17 protein-coding genes are annotated in these 20,303 nt (G+C 55.0%); 5 read left to right on the top strand and 12 right to left on the bottom strand.

The features are described 5' to 3' along the window. Positions 1–203: 203 nt before the first annotated feature. Positions 204–1,457, bottom strand: coding sequence for a tetratricopeptide repeat protein (locus tag LJ739_RS18635; protein ID WP_229163064.1), 1,254 nt, complete (start codon positions 1,455–1,457; stop codon positions 204–206). A 123-nt stretch (positions 1,458–1,580) separates the two neighbouring features. Between LJ739_RS18635 and LJ739_RS18640 the strand changes: the two genes are divergently transcribed. Then, entirely contained in the window at positions 1,581–2,987 is a 1,407-nt protein-coding gene (locus LJ739_RS18640) for a S41 family peptidase (protein WP_229163066.1), read from the top strand. A 64-nt stretch (positions 2,988–3,051) separates the two neighbouring features. Here the strand turns inward: LJ739_RS18640 and LJ739_RS18645 are convergent, their stop codons facing one another. The 6 genes from LJ739_RS18645 to LJ739_RS18670 form a co-directional block, all read right to left on the bottom strand. Further along, a complete protein-coding gene (locus LJ739_RS18645) occupies positions 3,052–4,086 on the bottom strand; it encodes a DUF2157 domain-containing protein (protein ID WP_229163068.1) in 1,035 nt (344 codons plus the stop codon). A gap of 148 nt (positions 4,087–4,234) precedes the next feature. Continuing rightward, positions 4,235–4,594: a group I truncated hemoglobin gene (locus LJ739_RS18650; protein ID WP_229163070.1), complete on the bottom strand. Its 360-nt coding sequence runs from the start codon at positions 4,592–4,594 to the stop codon at positions 4,235–4,237. A gap of 564 nt (positions 4,595–5,158) precedes the next feature. Continuing rightward, positions 5,159–5,737, bottom strand: coding sequence for a BON domain-containing protein (locus LJ739_RS18655; protein WP_229163072.1), 579 nt, complete (start codon positions 5,735–5,737; stop codon positions 5,159–5,161). A gap of 3 nt (positions 5,738–5,740) precedes the next feature. Further along, positions 5,741–6,334: a phosphoheptose isomerase gene (locus tag LJ739_RS18660; RefSeq protein ID WP_229163074.1), complete on the bottom strand. Its 594-nt coding sequence runs from the start codon at positions 6,332–6,334 to the stop codon at positions 5,741–5,743. Between the two features lie 23 nt (positions 6,335–6,357). Further along, positions 6,358–6,750: a YraN family protein gene (locus LJ739_RS18665; protein ID WP_229163081.1), complete on the bottom strand. Its 393-nt coding sequence runs from the start codon at positions 6,748–6,750 to the stop codon at positions 6,358–6,360. Next, on the bottom strand, positions 6,704–8,638 hold the full coding sequence (locus LJ739_RS18670) for a penicillin-binding protein activator (protein ID WP_229163083.1): 1,935 nt from the start codon (positions 8,636–8,638) through the stop codon (positions 6,704–6,706). The genes LJ739_RS18665 and LJ739_RS18670 overlap by 47 nt, the downstream gene beginning before the upstream one ends. 93 nt (positions 8,639–8,731) lie before the next feature. Between LJ739_RS18670 and rsmI the strand changes: the two genes are divergently transcribed. Beyond that, complete coding sequence (gene rsmI / locus LJ739_RS18675) at positions 8,732–9,577, top strand: 16S rRNA (cytidine(1402)-2'-O)-methyltransferase (protein WP_229163085.1); 846 nt, start codon at positions 8,732–8,734, stop codon at positions 9,575–9,577. Between the two features lie 12 nt (positions 9,578–9,589). On the opposite strand, the gene nspC is transcribed toward rsmI, so the two are convergent. The 3 genes from nspC to LJ739_RS18690 form a co-directional block, all read right to left on the bottom strand. Beyond that, positions 9,590–10,729 carry a carboxynorspermidine decarboxylase gene (gene nspC / locus LJ739_RS18680; protein WP_229163087.1) on the bottom strand — a complete coding sequence of 380 codons (1,140 nt, stop codon included), beginning with the start codon at positions 10,727–10,729 and terminating at the stop codon, positions 9,590–9,592. Between the two features lie 99 nt (positions 10,730–10,828). Then, a complete protein-coding gene (locus LJ739_RS18685) occupies positions 10,829–12,031 on the bottom strand; it encodes a saccharopine dehydrogenase family protein (protein ID WP_229163088.1) in 1,203 nt (400 codons plus the stop codon). Between the two features lie 136 nt (positions 12,032–12,167). Next, positions 12,168–13,046, bottom strand: a complete 879-nt coding sequence (locus LJ739_RS18690) for a LysR family transcriptional regulator (protein WP_229163089.1) — start codon at positions 13,044–13,046, stop codon at positions 12,168–12,170. Positions 13,047–13,147: 101 nt separating this feature from the next. Here LJ739_RS18690 and LJ739_RS18695 point away from each other — a divergent pair, with 101 nt between their 5' ends. Genes LJ739_RS18695 through LJ739_RS18705 form a run of 3 tightly spaced genes read left to right on the top strand, consistent with a single transcriptional unit; the run spans position 13,148 to position 17,873 of the window. After that, positions 13,148–14,668: an NADH-quinone oxidoreductase subunit L gene (locus LJ739_RS18695; RefSeq protein ID WP_229163090.1), complete on the top strand. Its 1,521-nt coding sequence runs from the start codon at positions 13,148–13,150 to the stop codon at positions 14,666–14,668. After that, on the top strand, positions 14,665–17,022 hold the full coding sequence (locus LJ739_RS18700) for a DUF2309 domain-containing protein (protein WP_229163091.1): 2,358 nt from the start codon (positions 14,665–14,667) through the stop codon (positions 17,020–17,022). The genes LJ739_RS18695 and LJ739_RS18700 overlap by 4 nt, the downstream gene beginning before the upstream one ends. A gap of 17 nt (positions 17,023–17,039) precedes the next feature. Further along, a complete protein-coding gene (locus tag LJ739_RS18705; protein ID WP_229163092.1) occupies positions 17,040–17,873 on the top strand; it encodes a DUF6671 family protein in 834 nt (277 codons plus the stop codon). Here the strand turns inward: LJ739_RS18705 and LJ739_RS18710 are convergent. Next, on the bottom strand, positions 17,855–18,802 hold the full coding sequence (locus LJ739_RS18710) for a 1-aminocyclopropane-1-carboxylate deaminase/D-cysteine desulfhydrase (protein ID WP_229163093.1): 948 nt from the start codon (positions 18,800–18,802) through the stop codon (positions 17,855–17,857). The genes LJ739_RS18705 and LJ739_RS18710 overlap by 19 nt on opposite strands. Before the next feature lie 19 nt (positions 18,803–18,821). Then, entirely contained in the window at positions 18,822–20,276 is a 1,455-nt protein-coding gene (locus LJ739_RS18715; protein WP_229163095.1) for a hypothetical protein, read from the bottom strand. Between the last annotated feature and the right edge of the window lie 27 nt (positions 20,277–20,303).

A 20,303-nucleotide genomic window follows, 5' to 3' on the forward strand; every position in this document is an offset into this window, starting at 1 on the left:
CGCTTCCCCTGAAAAACCATGTTCTGTGTTTTCAGTTGAAATGGCAGGTGAAACGAGGGTCTGCTCAATGCACAAGAGCAGTCATTTATTGCAACATCCCGCGATGTCCACTATTCGCTCAAACTGCCCCATGAACCCGTGGATCCTGAGCGTCTCTGAACACGCTATGTCAGCTGTTCCTTAGTACGCGTGAGCGTAGCCTGTTAACAAGCCGACCGACCCACCCGTTCCCGGTACGTCTGACATAAACGTTCGGCCTCGCCGGTACGGCCGGACTGCCTGAGTACCTGAGACAACCCCTTGGTTGCCGCGCTGTCAAAGGGAGCAAAGGTCAGTACATGCCGGTACCAAATTTCTGCTTCGCTGACGTTGCCCTGTAACAGGTACTTGTCACCAATGAGCGCACCTGTGCTGGCTCGCCAGGCCTTGCCCGCATTGTCCCGTTGCATCCCTTTAAGTGCTTGCTTGTAGTGGCTAATGGCCGTGTTAGGTTGGCCCTGCAATTCATACAGTTCGCCCATGTTGATCAGAACATCCCAGGCCTTAGGGTCCAGCGACAAGGCTTGCTGGTAGCGCTGCAATGCGGGTTGCAAGTGGTTTTGTGCCGACAACACAAACCCCAGTGCTTTGTGACTTCTGGGGTCATCAGGCGCCAGTGCCACTGCTTTGGTGGCGAGTGCATGTGCTGTTGCCAGAGAATCCTGCGTTGTTTGGCTAAACAAGCGTCCATCTGCCAGCGCCTGACCCAGGCTCATGTCCCGCCAGGCCGTTTTTGTGTCGGGTACCGGCAGACGAATAGCCCGTTGCACCAATGCGTTGGCCAGGCCCGCCATAGCCAGTGCAGAATCAGGTTGCTGTGCAATGGCCTGCTGATAGAGCTCAAGGGCCATTTCATTGTCCTGACGGTTGATACGATGATAATAGTCATCCGCCTGAGCGAGGAGTTCATCCATTGCCGGTGATGGCTCCGACAGTGGCGCATGGTTGGTGTACAAAAGCACGCTGACCAGAACAAAGAGCACCAACGTCACAAGGCCCCTAAGGTACATCCTTTTTCCGGCCGACGTATTGCTGTGGGGCCGAACGGCAGGGGCATCGCTGATAACCTTCCATTGCACCTCTTCGGCGATCAGACGATACCCTCGCTTGGGCAGCGTCTCGATAAACCTGGGGTGTCGTGAACTGTCCCCCAGTTGCTTTCTTACCCGCGAAACACACCGCGCAAGGGCGTCTTCGGTAACGATGGTGTCTGGCCATAGCGCTGACATCAACGTATCTTTTGTCACCAGCTCACCGTTGTGCTCAGCCAACAGCTGGATCAGCCGGATCCCGAGGGGGTCGATTCGTTCCGTTGACGGAGTGCCGTCGCCGGGTTGGCTGTTGTCTGTTATTTCACCGGTGACAAGATTGATGTCCCATTGATTCAGGCAAAGGATGTCAGCAGCGGCAGTTTTCATTCAATCATTGGCATCGGTTAGGTAATCGGGGCTTTTTGTCAGAACAATCACAAGGTTTTGTCAGCACATTGAGACACAGAATACCTAAGCTAGGGCAATGTTTAAATGGTTAGCGGGAATATCATGACTTTCAATCTCAAGCCATTCGGTGCGCTGCTTTGCGCGACATTATTGGCCGTTACATGTCGGGCTGACGCAGACGACAAGACTTACACTCATAAACAGGTGGTCGACGATTTTGAAGTGTTGTATCAGTCGCTGATAGACACCCACTACAATCCGTATGCCTACATCACTGAGGCGGCGTTGAAGAACAAATACCTTACGCTCAAACAACAACTGACAGCGCAGTCTTACCCCCCACTTGCCGCAATCAACGTCTTTCAGCAACTGGTGGCGTCTTTGAACAATGGTCACACTGAAATCGACTTCCCTGCGGGCCCTTATGTCGACTATGCCGAAGCCGGCGGTACCTTGTTTCCGTTGGAGTTAGTGTTTGAAAAGGGCGCAGCTTATGTCAGGGCAGACTATTCGGACAATCCAAAGATTGCCATCGGCGCCGAACTGATTGCCATCAATGGGGTGCCGATAGCTGACATTTTGCAACAGATATACCCACTGATTTCGGCAGAACGAACCTATTTTAAAAACGCCAAATTAGAAGTGTATACCTTCCCAAGGTACTACTGGTATGCCTTTGGCCGACAGGATAACTTTACCGTTTCCGTGCGTACTGAAAACGGCCTGCAGTCTCATCAATTGACAGCAATCCCGGTGATAGACGGATTCGAAGCAAAGAAAGACGAAATCCTGCGGGCACAACAGGAGCTGACGTTCTATCCGCGAGCGGCGTATCTGAACCCCGGACATTTTTCCGGCAAGCTGGCGCAGTACCAACAATTCGTCGATCAGGCTTTCCAACAAATCAACGCCGCCCAGGTCGACAACCTGATCATCGATTTACGCAATAACAGTGGTGGAGACGATGCATTCAGTGATTATCTGGTGGCGTATCTGGCTGACAAACCGTTTAAGTGGCATGCCGAGTTCCACTTGCGCAGCAGTGCGCTGTTAAAGCGCGACACCGAACAAAAGCGTGATTTAACCAATCCCTACTGGCGCTCGATCATGACCCATGAAGACGGTGCCCGCTACGCCTTCGAGTTTGAACCGTACACACCGGTACCCGAACAACAACGGTATACAGGTAACGTCTATGTACTGGTTAACCGTCAGTCACACTCTCAGGCGAGCGTGACCGCCGCGCAGATACAGGACCACGGTTGGGGAGTGGTTGTGGGTGAAGAAACCGGTGACTATCCCACCCTGTATGCATCGCAGTTTCAGTACCCGCTGCCCAATACCGGAATAACCGTAAAGATCGCCAAAGGTTATATCGTGCGGGTTAGTGGCAGTGAACAGCAGCAAGGCGTGGTGCCTGATATAGCCATTAACGATCACCTGCTGGATAACGAGGATGAAATCCTGCAGGGGTTGCTGCAACGACTCAACGGCGAAGGTGGGGAATAGTCACAATCGTCGAACCCTCATTAGGCTGACTGATAAATCTGGTGATTCAGCGGTAAAAAATGCCTTACCGCTGTTTGCCGCTGTTGATAAGTCGGGTAAGTGATGGGGGTAGGGTGCTGCGGGCCTTCTGTGACAGGCGCTTTTCGTGTTTCTGCCATTGGACGCCACCGTACACCATCATCAAGCCGATAAAGGTCAGGCTGATCGGGAACATCCAACTGTCCTTGAAAACGTCGTGCGCCAGGTGACCCAGATACAGGCAGCTTCCCAGTGCGCCAAACACTACGAACACCCGTCGGGTCAGGAGTACACCGATGGCCATCAATAGCAGGTTCACAGCAAAGTAACCTAGCTTGGCCAGTTCGCTGTCGGAGTCCTGTGCGGTCATCCCACCCCAGAACGCAAGTAGGCCGAACAAGTACAGCCAGAACGCGAAGTCGGCCTGACTGCGGGAACGAATATCCACCCAAAATGCCAGCAAGGTGATGAGTAAGCCGCAATACATCGAGATAAACGCTCTGAACTCGACATTGTAGTGTTCGCCGGTCAGCATGACTGCCACGTCCATCGACAGGTACCACAAGGTCACGGCGATTGGCATCAGCATAAACGGATAGCGGTAGCGCCAGGCCATGATGATACCGACGGTCAGGGCCCCCAACTCCATATACAACCAATGCCACTCGATGATGCGATGGTATTCACGGTACACCCGTTCGTCGGGCCAGATACCCAGTCCTTGCTGCAAGCCATAGATCGCCAGTGGCGTGAGGGCAATGACAAAGGTTGCGCAAATTCCGGCGGGTATTGGGTGGCCGTCGGTGGCAAAGCGATGGGTCAGCCACACACCGAGGACAGCATAAATCATCGAGCAGGAAACGATGCCCCAGCCGCCAAAGACTTCCCAGCCTAAGGTCATAAACACCGTCATTGCACCGATGGCTATCAGTCCGCCGAAATAGTACAGCACATGGGTAAAGGTGAACGAGGGCGTGGCACCTGAATGCTCTTTCAGGTAGTCATACAGCGCGTCAGCCTGCTCAGGGGTAATGATGTTGTCAGAAGCTGCCGAGTCGAGGTGGTTGCGGGTGATTTTCATGCCCAGGTCCCTTAATGTTCACGTCAACTACTGCAACACGAAAAGGGAAGGGTGTAAATGGTAGGATGTCGCAGTGGTGCAGCCGTTAACTACGCCTGGCGCAAGTTCAATGCGCTTGCCTTGGTGTAAGAGAGTGGATTACAGCAGGCTATATATGCACGATGTCTGGCTTCATACTGTACAGTACGAACAGCACCTCTTCTTTCTCCCTTTGCGCTACGTTGTTCTTGTTCAGGGCTTCCAATGCGTCGTCCAACACGGCTAAAAATTCATTACCGCTGATATTCATGCCCTTGTGAGTCGCCGCCATGTCTTTGCCTTCATAGACATTGGGACCGCCAGTACCCGCAATGAAAAATGTCGCGGCGCCCTTTTTCAGCGCTGAGACATCGCTGTTTACGAACCGTGGCGATATGGCGGGGTTTGCGAGGTGTATATCCACCAAATCGTTTGCGATTTGAGTAATCCCATCGGTACCCCCTAACCGTGTATATAGCGAGTCAGACATGTGTTGACCTCGTGGAGAAGCATCTCTTCAAGATAGTACAGATTGGTTGAAAAATGTACTGTTACGGTGCGGAGGGATTATCGCGCGTCTTTTTGGCAAGGGGTCCAGAAGTGAGGCCCGCTAGTGATATCGGAGTAAACACGTCCCTGATGAGCGGCACCCAGCCGCGACGTCCTGAGATTCATCGTTGATGTAGTTGGAAAGCCGAGATGTTTGCCTCCTTTGAGTGGGAGACATCGGAGTAAACACGTCCCTGATGAGCGGCACCCAGCCGCGACGTCCTGAGATTCATCGTTGATGTAGTTGGAAAGCCGAGATGTTTGTCTCCTTTGAGTGGGAGACATCGGAGTAAACACGTCCATGATGAGCGGCACCCAGCCGCGACGTCCTGTCGCGTCGTTGCGCGCCTTTCGGCGTGACGTTAAGTCACCCCTCATCGCTGGCGCGACCGGTGCTCACCCTTGCGCTAATCTTCGCGAAAGATGGTGCTTTGTTGTGCAGGTAGTCAGATAGCCAAACTCACCTTGCGCAAATCTTCGCGACAAGACGCGCGATAGATTTGCACTATAAATAATCAAAGGCTTTGACGACCCGGGCGACGCCGTTGACGTTACGTGCGACCTCTACAGCCACGTCGGCTTCATTGGCCTTGACCAGTCCCATCAGGAACACTTCAGAGTCTTCCACCGTCACGCTGATGTGCAATCCATCGATGCGCTTATCGGACAGTAAGTTAGCGCGCACTTTCGAGCTAAGCCATACATCATTGGTGACCGTGCCAGCACCAATAGGCTGGGCGACACGGATTTGATTGTGCAACTTGCGCACATTCGGCACGGTTGCGGCGCGCTGTTCCGCACTTTGTCTCATCGCTTCCGACGGGGTTTGTCCGGTCAGCAGGGCGACGCCGTTAAACACATGAACGTTGATGTTGGCCTGCTTGGACAACGCCTCATCTTCATTGATGGCGGCGACGATTCGTCCTGCAGTGGTTTTGTCATCCACCTGGGTGCCCAGAGTGCGGCGGTCGTGGACAACGGAAGCGGCACCAACCCCGGCACCGACAACCAGGGCTGCACAGCCTTGTAGCAGCAAAGCAGATACGAGTAACAGCGCGATACCCGCGCGCGATCCTTTCAACATGATTTATCCCTCGGGTGTTTCTGGAAACAGACTGTTGTCGATGCATTCACACAAACTGTGAATGACCAGTAAATGCACTTCTTCTATGCGCGCAGCGCGGTTCGAAGGCACCCGGATTTCTACATCGCTGGGGCCAAGCAAACCGGCCATTTCGCCACCATCACTGCCGGTCAGGGCAACAATGGTCATGTCGCGACTCAGGGCCGCCTCCATGGCATGGATCACGTTACGGGAGTGCCCGCTGGTGGAAATGGCCAGCAAAATATCGCCGGTTTGTCCCAATGCGCGGACCTGCTTTGAAAACACTTCATCATAGCTATAGTCGTTGGCGATAGACGTAATGGTGGCGTTGTCTGCGGTCAGTGATAATGCCGGCAGGCTGGGACGATCCCGTTCGTAGCGATTGAGCAACTTGGCGACAAATTGTTGGGCATGCATGGCAGAACCACCATTACCACAGGCCAAAATCTTGTTGCCGCGGATCAGGGCTTCCACCATCATCATTGCTGCGCGCTCAATGGCTGGCGGCAGTATCTCGATGGCAGCGATTTTGGTTTGGATACTTTCGGTAAAGTTGGCTTTGATATTGTCTAACATGTCGCTTCCGTGAAAAGGCGGGTTCAAACGGCTTTGAACCACGCGATACGTTCTCCATCAATGGCGACCAAATCGATGCGATGCTCTGTGCATGCCGGATTCAAGCCATGATGTTGTAAATAATGCATGGCTGCGGATTCTACGCGACGCCGTTTATGATAATCAAACTGTTCTGCTGCCCGCCCGTGGTTTTGCCGACTGCGATATTTGACTTCGACAAACACCCAATGGGTATGTTCCCGCATGACAAGATCAATTTCACCCCTGCGGCAACGGTAGTTGGTTGCCACCAGTGTCAGTCCGGCCCGTTGCAGGAATCGCCCCGCCAGATGCTCTGCCAGAGCGCCACGCTGCCCTGGCAGGGTTTGCTTAACGGCTTGCCAGACGGATGACCTCAGTTTCAGCCACTTTGCCATAAGATAGGGTGCGCTTGATAGTGCCATCTTCCAACACGTGCAGTTGTCCGGTCAGTCCTTGCAGCGCAGTCTGAGGTAAGATGCGCAAATGTTCCAGCACAGGAACCAATTGATAGCTGTCATAGCCCATGGCAAACAGGCGGTTGAGGGTATCACTACGCTGCGGCCACAACGTCCGGGTCTGTTGTTGCAGGCTATGCCATTCATGGCCGGGTAGCATCCAGGGCATATCGGTAAAGGTCAGATTGCGCAAATCCCGCAGCGAGTTTTTGCTGCGCTGCAGGCTGTAGCTGCGATGTGATGCATACACGGGCACCTGCTCATCACCGAACGGGCTGAGACTGGCTTCAATGATAGGGTTAAGCAGTTCGGTCTGTTCAACGCTGGCAAAGATCACAATGGCATCGATATCGCGCCGATTGCGGGTGACACTGTGCAATTCACTGTTGAGGATCCTCTCCACCCCCTGAATACGCGCCTTGCTCTGGGCCACGCCAAGGGCTTCGGTGATATTGTCGCGCAAACTTTCATTACTGTCGAAGCTGGTCAGGGCCGGAACAGGGGCTAACGGAAGGCGCTGCCGCCAGGTTTGTAAGAACGCTTCTGCCATGCGCTGCGTTGCGGCCGATTGATCAGCCACGACAATCAGGTTACGTGCGCCAGAGTCGGCAATTTTGTGCGCCATCTGCAAGGCCTCATCTTCTGGGGCCAAAGCGAAGTAATAACGCGCCTCGGGGAGTTCAGAAAGGTCGGGCAGCAGAGGTGGAGTATCATCGGGTACTTGGGAAGCCTGCTCGGTCTCTGCAATTGTCTGCGCCACTGGTGCGTCCAACCGGTTTAGCGCCAGTAACGGCACGTTATCTGGCAATAGCGCCTGCAGTGCGGCAACATTGTCTTTCAGCAATGGCCCAATCACGACGTCACTGTCACCGAGCATGGCGGCAACCTCGTCCATGCTGTGCAATGCAGTGTCGACAAAGGTTAAGCGCGGCGTTTCGTCAACTTCGCGGTCGAGACGCTCGGTTGCAAGGTAGCTGGCCAGCAAGCCTTCTTTGATGGCTTGTCCCTGACTGGCCAGACGGCCACTCAGCGGCAGAAGCACACTGACGCGCATCGGACTGCGAAGTGGTGTATTGATCGCCTGATGTATCGCGTCAGGGAGCGATTGTGCAAAGGGCTCATCGGCATAGCGTCGCTGCCAGGTGTTGACCTGCGCAGCCAGTGTTGACGGGGCAAGACCGTGTTGACGCACGATCAAGGCCAGCTCAATCCAGGGGCGCAGTTCAGCAAATTCCCGTCGGCCTTCACGCAACGCCTGGGTATCCGCGCGGCTGACCCAATCCCACAGGGTTTTATCCCGCTCGTTCGTTTGTACCTGACTGGCCTGCAGCGCATCCGCAGCGGCCACGAAGCGATGTTGTCTGAACAACAGTTGCGCGCGTAATCCGTCCAGTTCCCGGTCAAAACCCATCTGTCGGGACGAGGCATCGAGCAGGTTCTGCAGTTGGGTCAAATCGACGTCTTTTTGCATCAGCAGGCATTGCGCGAACAATACGTTGGCGTGGGTTTGCTGGGCATTGTCCTCTAACTCGGGATAAAGCAATGAGAGCACCGTCGTGGCGTGGGCGCATGCGCCATCGTCGGCATATTGCTGCGCCGCTCTAAGCAAATACTGGTTACGAAGATAGGCGTCTCCAGTACGGGCATAGACAGCCTCTGCCTGGTCCAGCGCATCTGTCGGCGGTGCAGTGGTCTCTACCGTCGATTGTTGACGATTGTCTATCCGAGCTTGCGTGGGCGAGCCAGAGGGCCCACTGGCACATGCCGTAAGTCCCAAAAGCAGGGTAAGGGAGGCGCTGCGCAGTATGTTATTGGCTGCAATGGGCATAATGATCCCGATAGTGGCCGTAATGGCGGTTCATGATCCGTGGCGACTAGTTTAAAATGCTTGGCTACACAACACAATGCGACCCTAGTACAGATGACAACCACTGGTACCCTTTTTATCGTTCCTACGCCGATTGGCAACCTTGAAGACATTACTCAACGGGCGGTGCGTGTGCTGTCTGAGGTTGACGTTGTTGCGGCAGAAGACACCCGGCACAGTGCGCGATTGATGCAACACCTTGGGATCAACCCGCGCATGTTGTCACTGCATGATCACAATGAATCCCAGCGTGCCGTCCAATTGATTGCGCAATTGCAGCAGGGGCACAGTGTTGCGTTGATCTCGGATGCCGGAACGCCGTTGATCAGTGACCCCGGCTATGCGCTGGTGTCCCAGTGCCGGGCGGCCGGCGTGGCGGTCGTACCCTTACCCGGCGCCTGTGCGGCGATCACTGCGCTGAGCGCAGCCGGACTGCCCACCGACCGGTTTCGGTTTGAAGGGTTCCTGCCGGTAAAAGCGCAGGCCCGACAACAGCAACTGGAATCCCTGCTCAACGAGACCGCCACCAGTGTTTATTATGAGGCGCCTCGGCGCATCGAAGATACCCTGCAAGCCGTGGTGGAGGTACTGGGGAGCGACCGTGCGGTGGTGATTGCCAAAGAATTGACCAAGGCCTTTGAGACTTTTTTCAGTGGCAGTGCGGCACAAGCCCTCGAGTGGTTGCAGGCGGATCCCAATCACCAACGGGGTGAGTTCGTGCTGATGATTGGCGGTCAGCCTGGGGCTGATACCGGGATCAGTGACGAGGCGGCGGGATTGTTGAAAGCCCTGATGGCCGAATTACCGCTCAAGAAAGCGGCTGGCATCGTGGCCAAACACTGCGATCTGAAGAAAAACGCCCTGTACGAATACGGACTCACCCTGAATCAAAAGGGGTGAGTCCAAACGCTGTCATGACAACCGGTTGCGGAAGTCCAGGTAATTGAAACTGCGCACCAGATCAAACTTGCCGTCTTGGCGCAAAATACCAATGTGTGGATGCTCAACGCCGTTGAAGAAGGTGGTTTTGACCATGGTGTAATGGATCATGTCTTCAAAGATGATCCGTTGGCCAATTTCCAGTGGCGCGTCGAAACTGTAATCGTCAATCACGTCACCGGCCAGACAGGAGTTACCGCCCAGCTTGTAGGTATAGGCTTTTTCTCCGGCTTCACCAGCATGACGAACCGCTGGCCGGTAGGGCATTTCCAGTACGTCTGGCATATGCGCGGTGGCAGAAATGTCCAGAATGGCAATGGTGTCTTTGTTGGTCACGATGTCGACCACCTCTGCCACTAAAGGCCCGGTTTGCCACGCCACGGCAGAGCCAGGTTCGAGGATCACATGTAAGTGAGGGTGGCGCGCCTTGAAGGCTTTTAGCGTCTGGATCAGGTGTTCCACATCATAGCCTTGACGGGTCATCAGGTGACCACCACCGAAATTGATCCACTTCAGTTGTCCCAACCATTGGCCAAATTTTTGTTCGACCGCGTTGATGGTGCGCTCGGTTGCAAAGGAGTCACACTCGCACAGGTTGTGCACGTGAAAGCCGTCGATGCCACTGAGGTCTGCCGTTGCCAGATCGGCAGCTTTAATACCCAACCGAGAACCGGGGGCACTGGGGTCGTACAATTCCGTTTCTGCCTCGCGATGTTCCGGGTTTACCCGCAATCCCATGGAAATCCCCGCCGCTTGCACCTGCTCTTTGTAACGCTGCCACTGACCGAGACTGTTAAACGAGATGTGATCAACCAGTTTGACCAATTCGTCGATGTCGGCTGGCTTGTAGGCCGGAGAGTAGGCATGTACTTCTTTGCCCATTTCGTATTTGGCCAGCTTGGCTTCCCATACAGAACTGGCAGTACAACCGCCCAAATACTGTCCCACCAGGTCAAAGGTGGACCACATGGAAAAGCCTTTCAGGGCCAGGATTATTTCTACACCGCTTTGTTCCTGTACCCGCTGCATCAGCTGCAGGTTCGCTTCCAGTCGGGCTTCTTCCAGTACATAGCAGGGCGACGGGATGTCGCTGCTCATCATCGGGTCGGTCATGGCTTACTCCGTCACAAGACGATGGATCCGTTGTCGTGTTTGCATAAAAAAGGGGACAAGGACGCCTGGCCTTTGTCCCCCGATTTGGTATCGGTCAGCTTACTTGCTGAACGGGCTGTTGTCACATTCGATCACCTGCCACGGCAGACCATGCTGGTTAAGCAGCTCCATGAACGGGTCAGGATCAAATTGTTCCATGTTCCAGACACCGGCTTTTTTCCAGGTGCCGTTGAGCATCAATGCCGCGCCGATCATGGCGGGTACACCGGTGGTGTACGACACTGCCTGCGCGCCGACTTCTTCATTACATACCGCGTGGTCGCAGTTGTTGTAGATGAAGATGGTTTTTTCTTTGCCGTCTTTGATACCGGTGATATAGGTACCGATACAGGTCATGCCGGTGTAGCCCTCGGCCAAGGAACCTGGGTTTGGCAGTACTGCTTTGAGGAACTCCAGCGGGACGATTTTCTGGCCCTGGAATTCAATCGGTTCGATACTGGTCATGCCGATACCTTCCAACACGCGCAGGTGATTCAGATAGGCTTCGCCGAAGGTCATCCAGAAACGGGCACGTTTCAGGGTCGGGAAGTGCTTCACCAACGATTCCAGCTCTTCGTGGAACATCAGGTAAGAGGCACGCACACCGATGTTCTGGTAATCCAGGTCTTCACGCACGCTTAACGGGTCGGTTTCTTTCCACTGGCCGTCTTCCCAGAAACGACCACGTTGCGTGATTTCGCGGATGTTAATTTCCGGGTTGAAGTTGGTGGCAAAGGCCTGACCATGGTCACCACCGTTACAGTCAACGATATCCAGGTAATGAATTTCGTCGAAGTAGTGCTTGGCGGCATAGGCGGTGTACACGTTGGTTACGCCAGGATCAAAGCCGCTACCCAGCAATGCCATGATGCCTTTTTCTTTGAACTTGTCCTGATAGGCCCACTGCCAGGAATATTCAAACTTGGCTTCGTCTTTTGGCTCGTAGTTCGCCGTATCCAGGTAGTCCACACCGGTGGCAAGACAGGCGTCCATGATCGGTAAGTCCTGATAGGGCAGCGCCAGGTTGATGACCAAATCCGGTTCAACCTTGCGGATCAGCGCTTCAACTTGCTGCGCGTCATCGGCATCAACGGCAAATACACCTTTGACCCGATCGGCACCGACTTCTTGTTGCAGGGCTTCACATTTGGACACGGTGCGGCTGGCCAGATAAATTTCATCAAAATGTTCTGGTAAACGCGCACATTTCTTGACGGTTACGGCTGCTACGCCACCGGCACCGATGATCAACACACGAGACATATCAGGTTCCTGTTATTGGTTCAAAATGATTGGGGCGCATGCTATCACCAATCGGGTGGGAAGCAAGCCCGGTCTGTAAAAATAGAAGGGGATCGGGCACAACGTCAAACCCATGCATCCTTCACCGTCGCTTAACTCACATCGACAGGTTATTCAGCAGCTCCGTCAACGCCGTCGGCGCCATCTGGCGTTGCAGGGTAATCCCGTAGAATCGTTCATAGGCATCCGGGATCCTGATGTACTCCACCAATGCGCCAGAGGCCAGCTCGTCTTTGACCACGACGTTTGGCAATACAGCCAGTGCACCGCTGTCCCTGGCCAGTAGACGCAAGGACGCCATGTCATCGGCGCTGGCCAGGATATCGGGCTCAAATCGATGGCGGCTGCAGAATGCGGCGAAACTGGCATACATTTCCGAGTGCACGCCCGGCGTGACCCAGCGCTGCTGGGTATAGCCTTCGGGAAAGGTCCCCGAAGGCTTCTTGTCAGCGGGCCCGATGATTGACAGGGGTTGCTGAGCCAATTGCTGAACATGCCACACCCGTTCCCGGTTGCTGGCCACATTGACGTTTGACAGCACCAGATCAAGTTGGTGATTGGCCAGTTCGTTGAGCAGGCTGGTGATATCACTGCTGTGCAGGTTGAAGGTCATATTGGGCTGGCGCAGTAACGGCGTTACAACCTGTTCGATAAAGTTGCGTGACATGGTTGATACCGTACCGATGCGCAGATGGGTGTGCACCTGATGGCCTTTTTGCGTCAGCCAGGCTTCTAATTCCTGACCGCGCTGGAAAATGTCACTGGCCATGGTAAACGCCTGCTGACCGGCGGCGGTAAGGACCAGTTTTCGGCCTTGGCGTTCGAACAACTGCACATCCATTGTGCTTTCTAACTGTTTGATCTGAGTAGATAAAGCGGACTGTGAAACGTACAGCTGCTGGGCGGCTCGGGTGAGGTTTCCCACTTTGGCGACGTGCCAGAAATAATACAGATGGTGATAATTTAATTTTGACATTGTTCTCTTAAATGGAACGTTATCTGAATAATTATCTATTTTACAGAATTTGTTCTGTCAATGATACTCCGCTGCATTGTGCCATGCAGAGGAGATGTTCAGTGTCAGGCTCGGTGATCCCGTTATTCGTGTTGCTGATGATGGCCAGTGGTGTGCTGGCTGCCATGTTCATGCCGGTTAAGGCCTGGCGATGGGTGCGTGGTGTGCACGCTATCAGTGCTGTGCTGGTTGTTGCAGGGCTGGTGGTTGGTTGGCAGCCCGCTGAAGCAGGGTGGTTTAGCCATTCACTGGCACACGGCGTGCTGATGGCCATGGTTGCGTTGCTGGGCTATATCCTGGTGGCGTTTTCGGATCGTTACCTCAGTGGTGACCCGGGCCGCCAGCGCTTCCTGATTGCGATGCAAAGTGTACTGACCTGGGTCATGTTGCTGATCTCAACCAATCACATTGGTGTGCTGATGCTCGGCTGGATAGGCGTCAGCGTGGGTACCCATCGCTTATTGTTGCATTACCCGGACCGCCCTCGTGCCGCACTGGCGGCGCACAAGAAACGTTTGTTTATGCTGTTTGGTGACCTGATGCTGGTGGTGGGATTGTTGATCCTGGCGATGGAGGCCAAGAGCCCATGGATTGAGCAGATAAATGCCTCAGTTGTCCCTTCTTCGATGACCACGCTGGCCGCCTGTCTGCTAGTCATGGCCGCCCTTATCAAGTGTGCACAAATGCCATTGCATGGCTGGCTGATCCAGGTGGTGGAATCGCCCACCCCGGTCTCGGCACTGTTGCATGCCGGGGTGATCAATCTGGGCGGCGTCATGTTGCTGGCTTTCCCCGGCGTACTGGCTGCAGCACCACTGGCGACCGCAATGTTGATTGTTGTCGCCGGCATCAGCTTGCTATTGGCAACCCTGGTTATGGACACCCGCATCAGTATTAAGGTACGTCTGGCCTGGTCAACCTGTGCACAGATGGCGTTCCTATTGATAGAAATTGCCCTTGGGCTTTATACCCTTGCCCTTCTGCATCTTTTGGCCCATTCAAGTTACAAAGCCATGGCGTTTTTGAGTGCCGGTAGCGCGGTGGATCATTGGAAGGCCGAGCGACGTTTTGGCACCACGCAATCGCCCGGCAGCGCACTATCCCTTGGCATCAGCGGCTGCGGCCTTTTCGCCCTGGGCGTTGCTGCCGGTTTCGGGCTCTCTGCCGGCGCTGTACTGCTACTGTGTTTTGCGCTGCTGGTGTTGCCCTGGTTCAGCCTGATCAAAACCCCCCAGGAATCCAAGGGGTACTGGCTGATAGGCGGCTGGATTGTGCTTCTTAGTGCCGTCCTTTATGGCGCGCAATCCCAGTTATTACACCAATGGATGACTGTGGAGCAAAGTGCCGTTTCCCGTTTTGCGTTGGTCTGGTTGGTGGGGATTTTCCTGTTGCTGACATTGGGATTCTGGATTATCCGCTGGTGGCCCAAAGCGTCGTTTGCCCGCCCTGTGCACCGATTGTTATTTGCAGGGCTGTACCTTGATGAGTGGGCCAGCCGATTAACGTTGCGTATCTGGCCGGCACAATTGCCTGGCCAGCCCGCCAAGTCTTCTCAATCTGTGTTGCTGGAGTCAGGAAAATGAATCAAGCTGCTGAAGTAGTGCAATCGACGGACATGCCGTTGGACGAAGCTGTCCATGCCGCCATTCAGCGGATTGCCCCGCAGTGGCCGCTCGATCAGTGGATTGCTGTGAATCCTTTATGGCAATGGCGAGAGCAACCGGTAGAGGAGGTTGTCGCGCGGGTGACTTACCTTTGCGGTGCCCGGATACTGCCCGAATCGCGCTGGTTTGAACAGCAGTGGCAATCCGTTCTGCAACACCGCCATCTGCAACAGGCTGCATCCTTACTGGATGCGGAGTGTGACATCGAGGCGTTGCGTGAGGCGCTGGATGACAAACGTCCGTTGCCTCGCTGGCGAGCATACAGTGAGTTCCTCGATGCTGAGGGGCGATCATCACCGACGTTAAGCTGGCATGATGAAATCATCCAGCAGATCTCACAACAATGTGCCGACTACACGCAGCTCCAGGGCCAGAAGCCAGACAGCCTGTATCGGTATTGGCTGGACAGCGTCAGTCACGACCTCGGTTTGCCGGTATTGATGGGGGCTCGCGGCCTCGAACAGCACTTTGCCACCTTACCAGACACACCGCAGGCTCTCGTTCAGCATGGACTGGCAAGTCTTGGCGTGTCTCCTGCCTGTGCCGGTGACGTCTGTTATGCATTGTTGCTGGATGTGAAAGGTTGGGCAAGCTGGGCGGCCCATCAGGGCTGGCAAAATGGCGCGTTGGAGAACGAAGAACAACTGTTCAATGTGCTGGCCATTCGGATGGCCTGGGAATGTGTTCTGTTTGACTACCACGCGGATGTCGCCCCCGAAAGCCATCAACGGGCACGACAGCGTTGGCAGCAGCAGCTACTCAACCATTCTCAACGTTTGGCGACCGTCAGGCAGATGCAATCGCCTCTGTGGGTATGGTTGCGGGCTGCTGAGTTAGCTTACCAACAAGGCTTGTTGACGACACTGGGGCACACACCCCAGCAGACTGAAGATGTGCAAATGCAGGCGGCCTTTTGTATTGATGTGCGCAGTGAGCCGTTTCGCCGGGCGCTGGAGCGAGACAACCCTGACATTGAAACCCTCGGTTTTGCCGGTTTTTTTGGTGTTGCATTGTCGACCCGGTGTCACGGTGGATTTACCCAACGTCATTTGCCCGGTTTGCTGGAGCCGCAGTTTACCCTGACGTTTGACGACGACAGCCGAACCCGACAGCGTGGTCGCAGTAAATGGCTGACCGGTCAGTTGAAAGGGGCCGGACCTACGATGTTTGCCGGTGTAGAGGCCTGGGGAGCGTTGGACGCGTGGCGCATGCTGCGCAATACCGTGCGCCCGGCACCGGCTAAAATCACCCGGCTGCGTCCCGGCCAGGTGTTGGATCACCAGGGGCAGCCGGCCAGTGCTGAGCAAAAGGCCGAACTTTGTGCCGGGGTGTTACAGCACCTGGGGATAACACAACGCCTGGCCCCCTGGGTCGCTATCGTTGGCCACACCAGCGAACACCTGAACAATCCGCAACGCAGTGGCTTTGAATGTGGTGCCTGTGGTGGTCAGGGCGGACTGGCCAATGCCACGGTGCTGGTGACATGGCTGAACGACCCTGAGGTTCGCCAGGCGTTGCTGTCCCTCGAAATACACATCCCCGCGTCGACCCAATTTGTCGCCGCCGTGCACGATACGGTGACTGACCAGGTGCATTGGCAGGATGATTGTTCGCTCCCCGAGCACCTTCGTCAGGCTTTTGACCGTGCTGGCGCTGAAAACCGTCGTCAGCGGGCGCCCGGGTTATCCGACAGCGCCGATGGCTTATTGCTGCGGGGCCGTCAATGGTCCCAGTTGCGCCCCGAGTGGGGATTGGCCAACAACGCCGGATTTATCATTGCGCCACGCAAGGCAACCCGGGGTATCAATCTGCAAGGACGAACGTTTCTGCATGAATACGATGGGGCGTCGGACACCAATGGTGAACGGTTGTTGCAAATTATCAGTGCGCCAATGGTTGTGGCTCACTGGATCAGCATGCAATACCTGATGTCGCGTACTGACAACCGGCAGTTTGGTGCAGGTGACAAAATGTTGCACAACGTGGTGGGCAATCACCTCGGTGTGTTCGAAGGTAATGCCGGAGATTTGCGCATCGGCCTTTCCAAACAGTCTATTCATGATGGGGCGGACTGGCGCCATGAGCCGCTGCGTCTCAGTGTGGTGGTTCAGGCCGGAGCCGAACATATCGACAGCGTGCTTGAGCGTGCGCCAGTGGTGAAAACGCTGATTACCAAAGGGTGGGTGCATCTGATTTGCTGGCAGCCACACACGCCACAACCGTTCAGACTCAGAACCACTGAAGGCTGGGTTGCACTCGATTACTCATTCTAAATTGCGGAGGTACGACGATGTCATCGAATACATCTTGTCAGGACGTGGTCATCCTGACCAAACATGGTAAGGAGCAGGTCCTGGCTGACGTGCTGGAGGCCGAGCTGGGCTGGCAGCTCCGTGCTACGGATGCGTTTGACACCGACACCCTGGGTACTTTCAGTGGTGACGTGGAGCGTCAGGGCAGCGCTGAACAAACCGCGACGCAAAAAGCCCTGCTGGCCTGTGAGCTTGAAGGGGTCGAGATTGGTCTGGGCAGTGAGGGCAGCTTTGGCGCGGGTCCTTTCGGTCAACTCATTCCCTGGCAGGTGGAGTTAGTTGCCTGCCACAATGCCCGAGAAGGCTGGACTGTGATCGGCGAAGCCCAGGGGCCTTCCTGCCATTTGCATCGCGAATGTCCCCGTTTGGAAGACGCATTGCATTTCTGGACCCAAGCGCCGCAGGGGCAAGGGCTGATGGTGTATGCGCCATCGCAAAAGGCGCAGACCCTGCGTAAAGGCATAGTCGACAAGCCCGCGCTGATTGAGGCCTACCTGGCGGCGGCCGAGGTTGAAACGCCGGTGATGGTTGAGTATGACTTGCGGGCCCATCTGTGTCCTGCAAGGCGCAGCGTAATCGCCGATGCTGCCCGGGATCTACTGGAAAAGCTCAACAACCATTGCCCGGCCTGTAAAGCGCCTGGTTTTGCCTATAAAACGCCGCTGCCGGGGCTGGAGTGCGAACAATGCACCTGTCCTACGCAGCAACCCAAAGCGCATCTGGCCCAGTGTCAGCGCTGTGGCTACGAGGCCCAGCAGTCAGTGCCAATGGCAGGTGCATCGCCAGCATCCTGTCAGATCTGTAATCCCTGACGGGACTGAGCGCGCGCACCCTGCAGGCCGCCGGTGTGCAGCCACACCACGCTGGCCTGTGGTGCGAAGGCGCGCTCGACCAACAGGGTTTTGAGCGCCAATACTACTTTGCCGGAATACACCGGTTCTACCGGTATACCGGTATCGCGGTTGAGCTGCTCGCAAAGCTGGCGCAGGGCAGGGGCAGATTTAGCAAAACCACCGCAATGGAAACGGTGGTCGATGTGCCAGTGAGCGCTCTGGTTGGCGCTGTTGTAGAGGTCGTTGACCAGTGACTCCAGGTAGTCCTGACCCTGCAAGGCTGCGACGCCAATAAGTCGGGTGTGGCGTTGTTGACGACTGGCCAACAGTCCCGCCAGGGTCATGCCACTGCCAATCGGCAATAGCAGCACATCCGGTGGCGTATCAAATTCTTCCCACAAAGGCGCCAGACCTTCAAGCCCGTCAGTGGTGGCGCCACCTTGCGCGAGGAACAGTGCGTTGGGGTAGTGTCGCTGCAGATCAGCCAGCCCTTCGGGTTGCTGCTGATAGCGATATTTCACTTTGTCATAAAACTGCACCTGAGCGCCCCAGCGTGCCAGGTCTTCGAGCGTGGGCGTGACGGGGGCGTTTTCATAGCCCCTAACAGCGGCGGTGAGTGTTATACCCAAGCGGTGGCAGGCAAATGCCAGTGCGTGTAAGTGGTTGGAGTGAGCACCACCAAAGCTGACGATATGCCTGATATTATGACGCTGGGCATGGGCCAACACCGGCCACAACTTGCGCCATTTGTTGCCGCTGATGATCGGGTGGATGAGATCATCCCGCTTTACATACAGACGCACCCGCTCAGCCCCATCCCAGTCAGGGCTAAAGGGCTGGCACGGCGAAGGCGTTACAATACCGAGCGCGTCAGCCAGCTCATGGTAGTGTTGATTGTTGAGGCCCATGGTCAGTTGTCAGGCAAGACTAGTAGGCTTTGCTCCACAGATTCTGGTTCTTCCTGTCAGAGAAGTACTCGTAGGGTAACCAGAAAGACGGGATCAGGTTTTCCACCGCTTCCATGTCAAACTCATGCATCAGCTTGCGTAGAATGTCCTGCAGTTTTTCTTTATCCACCTTGGCCAGTTTTTTGCGCGCCATGGGAAAATGCAGGTTCATCGGTTTTTTTATTGTCAGGGTCTGGCCGGATGAAATATAGGTCAGGTTGCGGGTCACAACCCGGCAAATCGGTTCATAGGGGTTGGAAGGACACAGGCAGTTTACTATGGCGTATTCGTAGCGGTCCATTTCAAAGCCCTGATCGCTGATCGGAATGTAGGTAACTCCGAAGCCCTGAGGGAAGTGCCCCATCAGCTTAACGAATTGATTGACCACCTGTTTGTTGAGGCTGCCTTTTTCGGCCAGTTGCTCGATTAACAGACACGCCTTGGGCAGATCCGACGCCTTGTAGTCGCGCTTGGTAGATAGCACCACCGAGGTGTAAATTTGCGGCACTTTGATGATTTCGCCGAAGCCCAACTTGGGTTGCAGGGTATCTTTGATTAGCGCCTTGATAAAGGTGACCGCTTTGAGCTGCTGTTGATCAAACATATCCCGTTCTTCGCGGCTATTGCCCACGTACTGACGCATCCCCAGGCCGTTCTCGAGGTAATCCATGGTGTGTTGATAGGTCAGCTTTAGCAGGGTTTTACGTTCCTCGGCGGGTAGCAACCGGAAGGGGTCTTTATCGCCGTCGGGGCCCCTCAGGATCCGCTGGGCGGCAGGATGGTACATGCCAATATCCTGGAAAATCGCTGCGAACATGAACGGATACACTACCGTATCGATGAAGGCGTTCGGGGCTTCACGGTCATAGCTAAAACGTTTGGCTTCATCGTAGTGGGTGAGTAGGTATTTATTCTCGACCAGCTTTTCCTGCATCAGGGCATCCAGCAGACGTATGCTGAGCACGGCTTTGTAGGCAGGCTTAAAACGCTGATGGATTTCTGGCAGCTTATTGCCCTCACCCGGCGACATTAACAGGATGGTGCCGAGGTATTTGGCACTTTTTTGCAGCGTTTCCTCAGCATCGTTGCCTTCGCTGAGTTCAAGGATCTGCTGACAGACCTGGATCGCCCGATCGAGTCGCTCCAACCGCTCTTCTTTTTGTACTCTGGCTTCTTCCTTGGCCGTGCGCTCTAGACCCTGTAGCGAGCTCTCCAGCGTTTTACGTTTGGCATTGGCGGCCTGATTTAACTGACCTTCTAATTCCTGTTGTTTGGCATCAAATTCGGCCATGGTTTTTTGTTGCTGCTCGGCAACGGCAAAGTAATTCACCGCATCCTGGATCAGGGAATCGTATTTGGTCAGCGGGTGTTCCACCTGGTTGATCAACTCACTGATTGCACGGGTATAACTTGATTCATGCTGCATCACGGCCATATCGGTGCTCTTTCCTCCGCAGGTGGT

It is taken from the genome of Fluctibacter halophilus (genome assembly GCF_020687825.1).
GTDB lineage: Bacteria > Pseudomonadota > Gammaproteobacteria > Enterobacterales > Alteromonadaceae > Fluctibacter > Fluctibacter halophilus.

What these genes read in the sequence shown, in the direction of transcription:
- LJ739_RS18635 (WP_229163064.1), bottom strand. Translation starts at nt 1,457, where the DNA reads ATGAAAACTGCCGCTGCTGACATCCTTTGCCTGAATCAATGGGACATC.
- LJ739_RS18640 (WP_229163066.1), top strand. Translation starts at nt 1,581, where the DNA reads ATGACTTTCAATCTCAAGCCATTCGGTGCGCTGCTTTGCGCGACATTA.
- LJ739_RS18645 (WP_229163068.1), bottom strand. Translation starts at nt 4,086, where the DNA reads ATGAAAATCACCCGCAACCACCTCGACTCGGCAGCTTCTGACAACATC.
- LJ739_RS18650 (WP_229163070.1), bottom strand. Translation starts at nt 4,594, where the DNA reads ATGTCTGACTCGCTATATACACGGTTAGGGGGTACCGATGGGATTACT.
- LJ739_RS18655 (WP_229163072.1), bottom strand. Translation starts at nt 5,737, where the DNA reads ATGTTGAAAGGATCGCGCGCGGGTATCGCGCTGTTACTCGTATCTGCT.
- LJ739_RS18660 (WP_229163074.1), bottom strand. Translation starts at nt 6,334, where the DNA reads ATGTTAGACAATATCAAAGCCAACTTTACCGAAAGTATCCAAACCAAA.
- LJ739_RS18665 (WP_229163081.1), bottom strand. Translation starts at nt 6,750, where the DNA reads ATGGCAAAGTGGCTGAAACTGAGGTCATCCGTCTGGCAAGCCGTTAAG.
- LJ739_RS18670 (WP_229163083.1), bottom strand. Translation starts at nt 8,638, where the DNA reads ATGCCCATTGCAGCCAATAACATACTGCGCAGCGCCTCCCTTACCCTG.
- rsmI (WP_229163085.1), top strand. Translation starts at nt 8,732, where the DNA reads ATGACAACCACTGGTACCCTTTTTATCGTTCCTACGCCGATTGGCAAC.
- nspC (WP_229163087.1), bottom strand. Translation starts at nt 10,729, where the DNA reads ATGACCGACCCGATGATGAGCAGCGACATCCCGTCGCCCTGCTATGTA.
- LJ739_RS18685 (WP_229163088.1), bottom strand. Translation starts at nt 12,031, where the DNA reads ATGTCTCGTGTGTTGATCATCGGTGCCGGTGGCGTAGCAGCCGTAACC.
- LJ739_RS18690 (WP_229163089.1), bottom strand. Translation starts at nt 13,046, where the DNA reads ATGTCAAAATTAAATTATCACCATCTGTATTATTTCTGGCACGTCGCC.
- LJ739_RS18700 (WP_229163091.1), top strand. Translation starts at nt 14,665, where the DNA reads ATGAATCAAGCTGCTGAAGTAGTGCAATCGACGGACATGCCGTTGGAC.
- LJ739_RS18705 (WP_229163092.1), top strand. Translation starts at nt 17,040, where the DNA reads ATGTCATCGAATACATCTTGTCAGGACGTGGTCATCCTGACCAAACAT.
- LJ739_RS18710 (WP_229163093.1), bottom strand. Translation starts at nt 18,802, where the DNA reads ATGGGCCTCAACAATCAACACTACCATGAGCTGGCTGACGCGCTCGGT.
- LJ739_RS18715 (WP_229163095.1), bottom strand. Translation starts at nt 20,276, where the DNA reads ATGGCCGTGATGCAGCATGAATCAAGTTATACCCGTGCAATCAGTGAG.